At 28.3% G+C, this 13,106-nt stretch carries 10 protein-coding genes; 5 read left to right on the top strand and 5 right to left on the bottom strand.

Annotated elements, in window-relative coordinates; genetic code table 11:
- The first annotated feature begins 123 nt into the window (after positions 1–123).
- Positions 124–3,798, top strand: a complete 3,675-nt coding sequence (locus FIA58_RS17000) for a reprolysin-like metallopeptidase (protein ID WP_140963891.1) — start codon at positions 124–126, stop codon at positions 3,796–3,798.
- 121 nt (positions 3,799–3,919) lie between these two features.
- A complete protein-coding gene (locus tag FIA58_RS16995) occupies positions 3,920–5,812 on the top strand; it encodes a S9 family peptidase (protein ID WP_140963890.1) in 1,893 nt (630 codons plus the stop codon).
- 73 nt (positions 5,813–5,885) lie between these two features.
- On the opposite strand, the gene FIA58_RS16990 is transcribed toward FIA58_RS16995, so the two are convergent.
- The 5 genes from FIA58_RS16990 to FIA58_RS16970 form a co-directional block, all read right to left on the bottom strand.
- A complete protein-coding gene (locus FIA58_RS16990) occupies positions 5,886–8,042 on the bottom strand; it encodes a peptidase domain-containing ABC transporter (protein ID WP_140963889.1) in 2,157 nt (718 codons plus the stop codon).
- Positions 8,042–8,563: a TlpA family protein disulfide reductase gene (locus FIA58_RS16985; protein ID WP_140963888.1), complete on the bottom strand. Its 522-nt coding sequence runs from the start codon at positions 8,561–8,563 to the stop codon at positions 8,042–8,044. Before FIA58_RS16985 ends, FIA58_RS16990 begins: the two co-directional genes overlap by 1 nt.
- A 4-nt stretch (positions 8,564–8,567) precedes the next feature.
- Positions 8,568–9,206, bottom strand: coding sequence for a hypothetical protein (locus FIA58_RS16980; RefSeq protein ID WP_140963887.1), 639 nt, complete (start codon positions 9,204–9,206; stop codon positions 8,568–8,570).
- A 2-nt stretch (positions 9,207–9,208) separates the two neighbouring features.
- Positions 9,209–9,877 (bottom strand): ABC transporter ATP-binding protein, encoded by a 669-nt coding sequence (locus FIA58_RS16975; RefSeq protein ID WP_140963886.1) that lies wholly within the window; start codon positions 9,875–9,877, stop codon positions 9,209–9,211.
- Between the two features lie 1,392 nt (positions 9,878–11,269).
- Positions 11,270–11,479, bottom strand: a complete 210-nt coding sequence (locus tag FIA58_RS16970; RefSeq protein ID WP_140963885.1) for a hypothetical protein — start codon at positions 11,477–11,479, stop codon at positions 11,270–11,272.
- 129 nt (positions 11,480–11,608) lie between these two features.
- Here FIA58_RS16970 and FIA58_RS16965 point away from each other — a divergent pair, with 129 nt between their 5' ends.
- The 3 genes from FIA58_RS16965 to FIA58_RS16955 all read left to right on the top strand — a co-directional run bounded on the left by FIA58_RS16965 (position 11,609) and on the right by FIA58_RS16955 (position 13,090).
- Positions 11,609–11,941 carry a helix-turn-helix domain-containing protein gene (locus FIA58_RS16965; protein ID WP_140963884.1) on the top strand — a complete coding sequence of 111 codons (333 nt, stop codon included), beginning with the start codon at positions 11,609–11,611 and terminating at the stop codon, positions 11,939–11,941.
- A gap of 69 nt (positions 11,942–12,010) precedes the next feature.
- Positions 12,011–12,355 (top strand): helix-turn-helix domain-containing protein, encoded by a 345-nt coding sequence (locus FIA58_RS16960; RefSeq protein ID WP_140963883.1) that lies wholly within the window; start codon positions 12,011–12,013, stop codon positions 12,353–12,355.
- Positions 12,356–12,556: 201 nt separating this feature from the next.
- Positions 12,557–13,090 carry a hypothetical protein gene (locus FIA58_RS16955; protein ID WP_140963882.1) on the top strand — a complete coding sequence of 178 codons (534 nt, stop codon included), beginning with the start codon at positions 12,557–12,559 and terminating at the stop codon, positions 13,088–13,090.
- Positions 13,091–13,106 lie beyond the last annotated feature (16 nt).

Here is a 13,106-nt window from a genome sequence, read left to right as displayed (position 1 = left end):
ATAAAAAAGACTAAATAATGAGTTTTAAATAAACATTTAACCATTTTTATAGGTAAAATGTAATTTTATTCCATATATATTACATATATTTGGCGTGCTAAAAACAAAACAAATAAACAAATTATGAAACAAAAATTCCTTCTAGTTGCCATATTGGCAATTACAAGTTTCTCTTTTGGACAAAAAGGAGATTCTTTCTGGAGAACTACTCAAAAAAAAGCTAATGCTGAAGTAGTTAAAAACAAATCAATGATTCAAAATCCAAAAATTTTCGAATTAGATTTTCAGAAATTAAAACAAAAATTAACTGTTGCACCTGAAAAAGGATCTAGAACAGCAGAATCTTCAATTATTTTATCTTTTCCAAACACTCATGGAGGATTAGATAATTTTAGAATAGTTGAATACTCAAACATGGATGAAGCCTTGGCAGCTAGATATCCACAAATTAAATCCTACGTAGGGCAAGGAATAGAAAATCCTACTGCGACAATTTATTTTAGTATTTCTCCGCTTGGCTTACAAGCTATGACTCTATATGCTGACAAAGCAGCTGAATTTATTGAGCCATATACAACTGATTTAAGCTCTTATACTGTTTACAAAAAAACAGATAAAAAAGCAGCTTTTTCAAAATTTGAATGTAGTGTTATTGACGAAGTAAGTCATAAAATGTCACCTAGTACAAACGACTTATTACGTCCTAATGCAGATGATGGAAAGCTAAGAACATTTCGTCTAGCTATGTCTGTTACTGGAGAATACACTGCTTATTTTGGAGGAACTAAAGCAAATGCTTTAGCTGCAATTAATAACACAATGACTCGTGTAAATGGTGTTTTTGAAAAAGATTTTGGCGTAAAACTAGTCTTAATTGCAAATACAGACTCTGTTATTTATACAAGTGCTTCTTCTGATCCTTATTCAAACGCTTCTTCTGGAGCAGGAGGGGCTTGGAATGGAGAATTACAATCAACATTAACTTCTGTTATTGGCGAATCTAACTATGACGTAGGTCATTTATTTGGAGCTTCTGGTGGAGGTGGTAATGCAGGTTGTATCGGTTGTGTATGTACTAATGGTCAAAAAGGTAGTGGTTATACTTCTCCTGCAGATGGAATTCCTTCTGGAGATAATTTTGATATTGATTATGTAGCACATGAATTAGGTCACCAATTCGGAGCTAATCATACTTTTTCAATGAGTAACGAAGGAACAGGAGCCAACATGGAAAATGGTTCAGGATCGACAATCATGGGTTATGCAGGAATCACATCCCAAGATGTTCAACCTCACTCTGATGCATATTTTCATGCTGTTAGCATTCAGCAAGTAACTAACAATATTAAAAACAAAACATGTCCTACAGTAACTAACACTGGAAACTCAGTTCCAACTGCTAATGCTGGTTCAGATTACACAATTCCAAAAAGCACTCCTTTCGTTTTAACAGGAGCAGGAACAGATGCAAATGGCGATGCATTAACGTTCTGTTGGGAACAATTTGACAATGCATCCTCTTCTCAAACAGGATCAAATTCAGCAGCAAGTGCTACAAGAACTTCAGGACCAACATTTAGATCTTATAGCCCAACCACTAGTACGCAAAGATATTTCCCACAATTATCAAGAGTGTTAGCTGGTGCAACTACAACATCTGGTTCTGAAATTACCGTCGAAGCTTTACCTTCAGTAGCAAGAACAATGAACTTTAGATTAACTGTAAGAGACAACAGAGCTGGAGGATCTGCAAATAATAGTGATGACATGATAGTTACTGTTAACAGTACAGCAGGCCCTTTTACAGTATCCTCACCAAATAGCGCAGTTTCTTATACTGGAAATTCTTCACAAACCATTACTTGGAATGTGGCCGGAACTACTGCAAACGGTGTTAACTGTGCTAATGTAGACATTTTGATATCTACAAACGGAGGTAGCACATGGTCAACTTTATTAGCTTCAACTCCTAATGATGGTTCACAAGCAGTAACAATTCCAAATACACCTTCTTCTCAATGTAGAATAATGGTTAAAGGTACAAATCATATTTTCTTTGACGTTTCGAATACTAACTTTACTATTACTGCAGGTTCAGGTGGAAATGACACAACAGCTCCTTCCACTCCAACAAACTTGACTGCTTCTGGAACAACACAAACTACTACCAATTTATCTTGGACAGCTTCTACGGACAATGTAGGTGTAACGGGATATAACGTATATCAAGGAACTACACAAATTGGAACAGCTACAAGTACTACTTATAATGTAACTGGGTTAAGTCCAGCAACAGCATATAGTTTCACAGTTAGAGCAAAAGACGCAGCAGGTAATTTATCTACTGCAAGTAACACAGCAAATATCACAACATTATCAGGAACAACAAATCCAACATACTGTACAAGTAAAGGAAATAATGTTTCTGATGAATATATTGGAAGAGTTCAATTAAATACTATTAATAATACCTCAACAGGAAATAATGGATATTCTGATTTCACTAGTATTTCAACAAACTTAACTAAAGGAACTTCATACACAATTACAGTTACTCCAACATGGACTGGAACCGTATACAGCGAAGGATACGCAGCTTGGATTGATTATAATCAAGATGGTGACTTTGACGATGCTGGAGAATTAGTATGGAGTAAAGCAACAAGCACTGCAACACCGGCAAGCGGAAGCTTTACAGTTTCTTCATCAGCCTCAAATGGAGCTACCAGATTAAGAGTTTCTATGAAATACAATGGAACTCCAACATCCTGTGAAACATTTTCTTATGGAGAAGTAGAAGATTACACCGTAAATCTTGCTGCAGGTTCTGCAGATACTTCTGCCCCTTCTGCTCCAACTTTATCTGCATCAGGAACAACTCAAACTACTACTAATTTATCTTGGACTGCATCAACCGATAATGTAGGTGTAACTGGTTATGATATATATAGAGGAACAACTCTACTTGGAAGTACTACAACAGCTAGAACATATGCTGTATCAGGATTAGTTGCTTCAACTACATATTCATTTTCAGTAAAAGCAAAAGATGCTGCAGGTAACGTTTCTGCATCAAGTAATATAGTTAATGTAACAACATTAGCTAACACTGTTTCTTATTGTGGTTCTCAAGGAAACAACACTAGCGATGAAAGAATTGCAAGAGTAGTATATGGAAGTATTGACAATTCCTCAACAGGAACTGCTGGTTACGAAGATTTTTCATCTCTATCAACAAATGTAGGAAGAGGTACATCACAAACAATAACCATTACCCCATTATGGACTGGAACAATTTATAATGAAGGTTACGCAGTTTGGATGGATTTCAATCAAGATGGTGACTTTAATGATTCAGGAGAATTAGTTTACTCAAGAGCAGCCTCTAAAACCATACCTATTAGCGGAACAATTTCAATTCCATCATCGGCTACCTTAGGAGCTACAAGAATGAGAGTTTCAATGAAATATAATGGCATTCCTTCAACTTGTGAAACATTTACATATGGTCAAGTAGAAGATTACACAGTAAACATCACTTCGACTGGAAAAGAAGTTGACAACATAGTTTCTTTACCAGAAATAAACTTATATCCTAACCCAACTTCTTCAGTCTTGAATTTAACTTCAATAACTGAAAAAGCAACTTACAAGGTATATAGTTTAGTAGGACAAATTGTTTTAAATGGTAAAATTTCTAATAGTTCAATTGATGTTTCAACTTTACCAGTTGGAAATTACATTATTGAAATCACAGACAATGATATTACTACAAGTAAACAATTTATTAAACAATAAATAAAAACTTAACTTTTTTTCAAAAGACCTTCAAATGAAGGTCTTTTTTATTTTATGAATTTCTAGACTACTATTCCTTAAAAATAATTATTTTTAAACTTTATTAAAAAAGCAAATAAAAATGAAAAAAATAGCTTTAATACTTATTAGCATGACAAGTTTAGCGGCAACAGCTCAAGAATTTATGACTCCAGAAATATTATGGAAGTTAGGTCGAATTTCACCTTTGGGAATTTCTAAAGACGGAAAAAACATCATTTACAAAGTCAGTACACCTTCAATAGAAGAAAACAAATCCAATACTGAGTTTTTCAGCATTCCTGTTACAGGTGGAAAACCAACTTCCCTAAAAGAATATGAAAGTCTAATCAAAGATAAAAATAAATCAAAAGATGATGTTTGGACACTTTCCAACAAAGAAGTAAAAATCAATAAAATATACGGAAAAGATTTTTATCCAAAATTAGACAAAAGTGATGTACAAATTTATAATGCCTTAGACTATCGTCATTGGGACACTTATAACGATGGACATCATAATCATGTGGTAATTACCAATGATAAAGAAGAAATAGACCTAATGAAAGACGAACCTTTCGATTGTCCTCAAAAACCATTTGGTGGTGACGAAGATTACATTTGGTCCCCTGATGGTTCAAAAGTAATATATGTTTGCAAAAAGAAAGAAGGAACAGCCTACGCAACAAGTACAAATACCGATTTATACGAATTTGATGTAGCTACTAAAACCACCAAGAATCTCACCAGAAAAAATTTAGGATACGATGTAGCTCCACAATTTTCACCAAATGGAGATTTATCTTGGTTGCAAATGAAACGAGATGGATATGAAGCAGACAAAAACGATATTATTGTTCGTCATAAAGGACTAGATATAAATCTTACATCAAATTGGGATGGAACAGTCGATAGCTTCACATGGAGTACTGATGGAAAGAAAGTCTATTTCCTAGCTCCTGTAGATGGAACTAAACAACTTTTTGAAGTTAATTTTCCTGGATTAACCAAAATTACTGTACAAGTAAAACAGATTACTAAAGGACAGTTTGACGTAAATCAAATTATTGGGTTCCATGAAAATACAATTTTGGTAACCCAAAGTGACATGAATCATGCTAATGAAATTTTTAGCTATGATTTAAAAAAGAATACATGGAAACAAATTACTACTGTAAATACAGCAATCTATTCCAAATTAGCTTTACCAAAAGTAGAAAAACGAATGGTCAAAACTACAGATGGAAAAGACATGTTGGTATGGGTTATTTTACCTCCAAATTTTGATGCTAAAAAGAAATATCCAACACTTTTATACTGTCAAGGAGGTCCACAAGGAGCCTTATCTCAATTTTATTCATTTAGATGGAATTTTCAAGTAATGGCATCACAAGGCTATATAGTTGTAGCTCCAAATAGAAGGGGAATGCCAGGTCATGGAGTAGATTGGAACGAACAAATCAGTAAAGATTGGGGCGGACAAGCAATGGACGATTATTTAAGCGCTATAGATGATGTCGCAAAAGAAAATTATGTTGACAAAACTAGATTAGGAGCAGTTGGAGCAAGCTATGGAGGCTATTCCGTATTTTATTTAGCAGGAATTCATAAAAAAAGATTTAAAACTTTTATTGCACATGCAGGAATTTTCAATACACAAAGCATGTATGGCACGACTGAAGAAGTATTCTTTACGAATTGGGATATGGGTGGAGCCTATTGGGAAAACGAAAACGAATTAGCACAAAAATCATATAATCAATTTAATCCAATTACATTAGTAAACAATTGGAACACTCCAATATTTATCATTCAAGGAGCTAAAGACTATCGTGTACCCATGGGACAAAGTCAAGAAGCTTTTCAAGCTGCTCAATTAAAAGGAATTAAAAGTAGGTTTATGCTGTTTCCAGAGGAAAATCATTGGATTTTAAAACCACAAAATGGACTGGTCTGGCAAAATGAATTTTTTAAATGGTTGAAAGAAACACTTTAAAAACTAAAAATACTAGGCTTTATATTCAAAGTTTGACATTCAAATAACATAGTAGAGAGGTTTAGGTAATTACTTAAACCTCTTTCCAATACTCACTATAAAAATTATCCGTTTGAAGCAATTCATCATGAGTTCCAGAAATTGCAATTGTTCCATTTTCTAAAACATAAACTTCATCAGCAAATTGCTTTAAGGTATGCAATCGATGTGAAATAAAGAAAATAATACAATTTGATTTAATTTTTTCAAACAAATTCATGGTAAACCTTTCAGTATTTCTATCCATTGCAGAAGTAACTTCGTCAAGAATTAAAAATTGTGGCTTTTTATACAAAACTCTTGCTAAAGCTATAATTTGTTTTTGACCACCAGAAAGGTTAATTCCTTCTTCTCCTAAAATAGTAGCAATCCCTTGCGGCAATTGATTAAAATATGCATCAAAACCAAAAGAAGTTAAAAAATGCATTATATTTTCAGGAGTTTCAGTAGCACCTAATAAAATATTGTCAATAACATTTCCATTAAAAATGGTAATTTCTTGCGGAATAACTCCAATTAAATTTCTAAAACTTTTTAATTCAATTGCATTTAATTGATGTTGATTGTTTACAATGATGCTTCCATTTTCAAAATTATAAAAGCGTTGCAAAATTTGCCCTAAAGTACTTTTACCACTACCACTTTCTCCTACAATAGCAGTTATTTTATCTTTTACTAGTGGAATAGTTATATTTTTAAGTAATTCTTTTCTACCTGCAAACCGAAACGAAAGATTTTGAATAGCAATTGAATTAATTTCAGTTATAAGTTCTCCTTCTTCTTTCTCTTTCTCAATAGAAGCAAATTCATACATTCTATTAAAAGCAATTTTAGCTTCATTAATAGGAATAGTAACCAATGCTAAATTTGCAATAGAAGGCAACAATCCTCCTGCGATTCCTAATATAGCCATTAATTCGCCCAGTTTAAGATCTTTATTTAAAACCTGAATAGAAGTAAATATTAAAATACTAATAAGAAATAAAACACTAGCAATACCAGACTGCCAAGATAATTTAATATTTATCTTTCCTAAATCAAATATTTTTTCTTGAAACAAACCAAAAATCAAATCATTTGCTTTACTAAAAATAGACTGCTTATTATCATTTTTAATAGTAGCAATACCTTGCATACTCGAAATATAGTTACTTTCATTAAACGCATAACTTTGCATAACTTCTTTTTGAGCAGCGATTATTTTTTTATTACTACGATAAATAATTACAAAATAAACGGGTAAACTAAATAAACAAAGTAAACCTACTTTCCACGAATATAAAAACAAGAAAACAGTAGAAAAGATAGCCACCAAAACATCAATTACTAAACTACTTGCTAGTTGTTTAATAACTCTTTGAATACGTTGCGTATCATTTAATCTAGCAACTAGCTCTCCTATTTTTCGAGTATCAAAAAATGATTTTGGTAAATGTAATAACCTAGTAAAAAATTGAGAATTGATGCGATTATTAAAATCTTTAGATTGTTGCATTAAAAAGAACTCTCTTAATACAGAAATACCTACACGAGCCAAAAGTAAAATGGTTAAAAGAGCAACTCCAGAAAATAATTTAGTTTTATTCTCAGAAGGCAAAATATCATCAATTAATTTTTGAGAAAAAATTGCCATTGCCATACCTAAACAAGCAATAAAAACACCAAGTAATACAGAAATCCAAAGTAATTTATAATCTTCTTTTAATATATCTAAAAACCATTTCTTTTGCGAATGTTTTTCAGTTTTGGTAGTAATAAAACTTTCATTTATTTCAAGTGTTAAACAACTTTTTGAAACCCAAATTTTATCTAATTCTTCAGCAGACAAATAACAAATCCCTTTTGCAGGATCTCCAATTAAGAATCCTTTTTCACTATTATATTCATAGCAAACCACATAATGTTGCAATTGATTTTCAATGACAACATGTAAAATTACTGGTTGTTTGTGGTTAATCAATATTTGAATATCAGCTTCGCAACCCTCAGCAGTAAAGCCTACTTGGTTAGCTGCCTGATACAAACCTAGCATAGTCGTACCTTGCTTATTTGTACCACTTAATTCTCTTAATTTTTCAAGAGAAATATTTCCTCCATTTAATTTTATAACAGAAAGCAAACAAGTAACTCCACAATCAGACTGGTCTAGTTGTTTAGCAAAAGTAGATTTAATAATCTTTAAATTCAACATTAGTTGTCATTCAACTTTTTCAACATTTTCTTAATAGTAGTTTGCCCCTTAAACTTTTCAACTAGTTTTTTATCCTTATCATAGATAATTGAAGAAGGTTTTATATTCACATCAAACATTAAACCAAATTTGAGTTCTTTATCTTTAAGAAAAATCATGTTTTTTAATCCAAATAAATTATTTTCTTTTGCAAATTGCATTATAGATTCTCCATCTTCATCAGAAACAAATATTAATTGTGAATTATTAAATTCTTCTATATTATTAAAGATTAATTTAGATTCTTCTACACAAAAATGACAATCTGTATTGAAGAAAATAAAAATAGTTGATACTCCTTCTGCTAAATTTTCATTTGAAAAAGGCTTATCATTTAAATCATAAAAAGTAAACTTTGGAATAACTTTAATATTTTCAGCAACTTCTTTTTTATGAATATATGCTAATGCAATTTTATATATTAAAAAAGAAAAGAGTAAAGTGAAACTTATTATAATTATAATTTTTATTGTTTTTAACATAACATCAATATAAGTTAATTGAAATAAATACAGCTAGAATAATCCATAAAAAAAGTGAAGGCAAATAACTATAAATCACAACTTTCAAACCGTAGTCCAAATTTTTATTTAAAATTTTACCAATGTAATAAGACAAAAGTAACATGTAGCATAATTCAAACAAATTCAATACTTGTAAAGGATAATACAACCATTTTTCAACTCCATTAATTCCTGTAATATTTATTGCAGATAATGGGTAGAAGTTTTGTATATCAACTAAACCAATATTTTTATCAAAATATAATATGATAATTTTTATAACAGTTGCAAATAAAAAAATGAATTCCGATTTCATTACAACATTCAAGATGTCTTTAAATTTAACTTTTCCTCCATCATTTAGAACAATTCCAATGTAAACAACACTAGAGATCATTAAAAACTTGAAAAATGCAAAAATTGTTGTTATTAAATACTCTAACCAATAAAAGTCCTTCTTTATTTCAAGCTCTTTATTAGCTTGTTCTTTTGTTAAATCTTCGATTAGATAATTATAATATAAATCATCAACATTTAGTATATTATTTCCTATCATTAATACTGTAATAGTTAATGCAATAAAAGATATAAATAAGATAACATTTTTTTTATTTGTAGTCATTTTTATTTCAAATATGAAAGAACAAAATTTGTTAAATCTGTATTTTTATTCACTGAACCATTATATATTATTTCTTTATTTTTCAAAATAAATATTTTATCAATAATATCTTCTAATATATTAACTTGATGAGATGAAATAAAGATAGTACAATTATCCTTTTTCAATTCCTTTAATAAAGCAACAACTTCATCAACTATTATCAAATCCAAGCCTGTAAAAGGTTCATCAAGAATTAATAATTTAGGACTATTAATTACAGATGCCGCCAACAAGACTTTTGTTTTTGTTCCAAATGAAACATTTGAGATTAAGTCATTCAAATGTTCAATAAAATTTAACTTATCAGCCAATGTATTTATCTTATTTTTTATTTCTTCTTTTGAAAGGTTCTTTAAGTGACCTGCTAAATACAAATACTCACTGACTTTTAATTTTTCAATTAACACCTCATGTCCTAGATATATACCTATTTGATTTTTATCGTTTGGTATTAATTTTACAACTCCATCATATTTGATTAAATCTATCATACATTTAATCAAAGTAGTCTTTCCAGCACCATTAACACCATAAATTACAGCAATTTCACCAGAATTTATAGTAAAATTAATATCATTTAATATGGTTTTCCCTCCATATTGTTTATAAATATTTTTAATTTCAACCATTTACGTAGATGTTTTTTAAATTATTTTTTGCTTTTTGAAAGGATAAAATATATACTACAATTAATACTATAAGAATAAAATCGTTTATAATTATATAATTTTTCAAATATAATTTTAACAAAATCATTAATATGAGAAAAAATGAATTTATGACAAAGTAGAGTAAATACTTAAATAGTTTGTCAAATTTGTTTTTATTATTGATATTAATCCAAAAATTAGAATAAATAAAATTAAAAAATAAAATTACATTCATATTTATTATGTCATAAAAATCATTAATAGTATATTCAGTAAACAAAATCAAAAAAGAATAAATCAATATATACATTAAGTTAAAAGTAATTAATGTATTAATTTGATTTACTATTATTACTCTTATCAAGGACTTTGAATTAAATCCTGAATAAAAAAATTTTTCATTTCTATTTATCCAAATTGTATTGAAAAATTTTTCTGAAAAAAAAATAGAAATTAAAATAAAAGATAAACTTGTTTTAAAAATAACCATTAATAAAAGTAGCATGATTAATAAATAATTTATTAATTCACCATCTCTTATTTGCTTTTTTAACATAATAAAGTAAAGCTTCATCTATTTTTTATAAGATAAAAATATTTCAAATTTTGATAATATAAAATTATTACAACACCTAAAATTGAGAATAAAAGGATGGAATAAATGTCAAATAAATTCGAATTAACATACTCTATATATTTTAATTGTTTTGGAGTAATTTCATCATCAAAAATAAATTTACCAAGCATTATAATTGGTAAAATAAATACAAAAATTAGCACATAATATATTTTTCTACTGTAAAAACCTATACAAATTAATTCTTTTAAAAAGAAAGTAAACAAAATAAAAAAAAAAGCTAAAAATAGATACAATAGCTTATGTTTTACGATAAAAAAACCAGGAAATATTATAATAAATTTAAAAAGAAAATCAGTTGATAAGTTTAGAAATATACTCTTTTGTTTATTTAATAAGTAATTAAAAATATAATTTGAATTAATATTCGTTTTATTAACTGCAATATGTAAATCTACTGCTGTCAATATTAAGAAAAACAAAAAAGAAATCTGAAAAAAATTTTCAGATAAAGAAATTTGATAAACAAAATATAAATAAGCAGGAACAAAAATTAAATAATATTTTACAGGTATCTTATCACGAAATTTATCTGTTGAATCATAATTGTTCCTTGTAAATAATTTTAACTTTAATAAAAATATCTCTTTAAACATGTCTTTATATAAAATTTAAAAAAAACTGTCTAAAAAGATTAAAACTTATAATCAGAATTCTTTTTGAATTTTTAATTTAATTAAAATCATATGAATTGATTTAGAAAATACTACTTCCTAGACAGTCTCTTTAAGTAATTAACAATTAATTAATCCCTTAATTAATCCACCTGCCCATCCAATTAAAGTTCCAGATCCGCCCCCTAAAGAACCTACAGCAGCACCAGTTAGACCAGCACAAATAATACAAGCATCTTGAGTTGTAAAATCACGTGAACCATTAGTTATTGTAGAAACACAACTTCCACCTTCCAAATTTTCCATTTGACTTAATTCCAATCTTTTCATAATGTTAATTATTAATTTGTTAAACAATATATTATGTTTCAAAACTAAACTACAACTAGCATAGAAACTATTAGAATTTTGGTAAACTTAAACAAATAATTGCTATTTTTGAGCATAAAATTAATAAAAATGAGTGTAGGAACAAAAATAAGAAAACTAAGACTACAACATAAAATGAGTCAAGAAGATTTAGCACATAAATTAAATGTAGCACAAACATCAATTTCAAATATAGAAGCAAACAAATCAATTCCCGATTTTTTAATAATGCACAAGATTTGTCAAGTTTTTGAGGTAGATTTTGAATATTTTATTGATAAAAATAACAGTAATAAAGTTAAAAAAGCAGAATACAGCAATATAGGTTGCACAAATGGAACTATTAACACTATTCCAGAAGGCATTTTAGAAAATATGCTAAAACGCATTGAGGATATTGAAAAAATTATAGTTGTTAAATAATATAAACGATTAGAATAATCTAAGTTTAAACAAATATTTGTTATTTTTGAGCAATAAAATACTATTACCATGAGTGTCGGAACAAAAATTAGAAGATTGAGGTTACAAAATAAGTGGAGTCAAGAAGAATTAGCACACAAACTCAATGTAGCTCAAACTTCTGTTTCTAATTTTGAAGCTAATAAAACCATTCCTGATTTTTTAGTAATGCAAAAAGTATGTGAAGTATTTGAAGTAGGTTTTGAGTATTTTGTTGAAGATACTGGAAATACCTTTATTATAGAAAAAGTCGAAAATAGCAATAACAATAACATTGGCTATAAAATAGATGTAGTTAATACTATGCCAGAAGGTATATTAGAAAACATGCTAAAACGTATTGAGGCTATTGAAAAAATTGTAGTTTCAAAATAACGATATAGGTTTTAGCACAATCGAACAAACCTTTAGCTCAATCAAACAAAACTTTGGCTTACTAAAAAGAAAGAATGTCTTGGTTTAAAATGAATACAATTCAAATTGAAAAACATAAAAATATTAAGTAAAAACTTGAGATTTTATGTTTGAAGTAAATTACCCCGAAAAGTTTTATATATTTGAAATTAAATTTTTAAAATGGGAAACATCTTTAATCCACAGAATATCATAGGTATAATTACTTTATTAGTTTATTGCATAATTTACTTTATTCAAAAAGCACAGTTTACAAAACAAAATGAAATTTTAAATAAATATGAAAAAATATTTTCAATTATTAATGTTGATGAAATTGAAAAATACGTTGAACTGCAAAAAAAATCAATATCTCTGTCATATAGTAACCGAGAAATTGAATTAAAAAACAATGAAAAACATATAGAACTTAAATTTAGTGAATTAGAAGCTATATTTAATAACTCTTCAACAAATCTTGAAGAATCCAATGAGATTATAACAAAATTACAAAGTTTACTAAAACAAAATAGAGCTTTTATTAATCAAATAAATAAGTTAAATATTGAGGAGTTTAAAGAATTATACACAATAATTGAAGCAATGAAAACTAAAAGCCCAAAAATATTTAAAGAAATTTATGAAAAAATTTATGAGAATACTAAAAAATACGATAACTTAAAAAGAGAAGTTTTAGAAAAAATAACGTGTTCATAAAAAAAAACTCCCAATA

Source organism: Flavobacterium jejuense, from assembly GCF_006491595.2.
Taxonomy (GTDB): domain Bacteria; phylum Bacteroidota; class Bacteroidia; order Flavobacteriales; family Flavobacteriaceae; genus Flavobacterium; species Flavobacterium jejuense.
The sequence above is the reverse complement of the archived record's forward strand: the minus strand, read 5'-3'. Positions and strand labels throughout refer to the sequence as shown.

Coding starts and splice junctions, on each gene's coding strand:
- FIA58_RS16960 (WP_140963883.1), top strand. CDS start 12,011: ATGAGTGTCGGAACAAAAATTAGAAGATTGAGGTTACAAAATAAGTGG.
- FIA58_RS16965 (WP_140963884.1), top strand. CDS start 11,609: ATGAGTGTAGGAACAAAAATAAGAAAACTAAGACTACAACATAAAATG.
- FIA58_RS16970 (WP_140963885.1), bottom strand. CDS start 11,479: ATGAAAAGATTGGAATTAAGTCAAATGGAAAATTTGGAAGGTGGAAGT.
- FIA58_RS16995 (WP_140963890.1), top strand. CDS start 3,920: ATGAAAAAAATAGCTTTAATACTTATTAGCATGACAAGTTTAGCGGCA.
- FIA58_RS17000 (WP_140963891.1), top strand. CDS start 124: ATGAAACAAAAATTCCTTCTAGTTGCCATATTGGCAATTACAAGTTTC.
- FIA58_RS16955 (WP_140963882.1), top strand. CDS start 12,557: ATGGGAAACATCTTTAATCCACAGAATATCATAGGTATAATTACTTTA.
- FIA58_RS16985 (WP_140963888.1), bottom strand. CDS start 8,563: ATGTTAAAAACAATAAAAATTATAATTATAATAAGTTTCACTTTACTC.
- FIA58_RS16990 (WP_140963889.1), bottom strand. CDS start 8,042: ATGTTGAATTTAAAGATTATTAAATCTACTTTTGCTAAACAACTAGAC.
- FIA58_RS16980 (WP_140963887.1), bottom strand. CDS start 9,206: ATGACTACAAATAAAAAAAATGTTATCTTATTTATATCTTTTATTGCA.
- FIA58_RS16975 (WP_140963886.1), bottom strand. CDS start 9,877: ATGGTTGAAATTAAAAATATTTATAAACAATATGGAGGGAAAACCATA.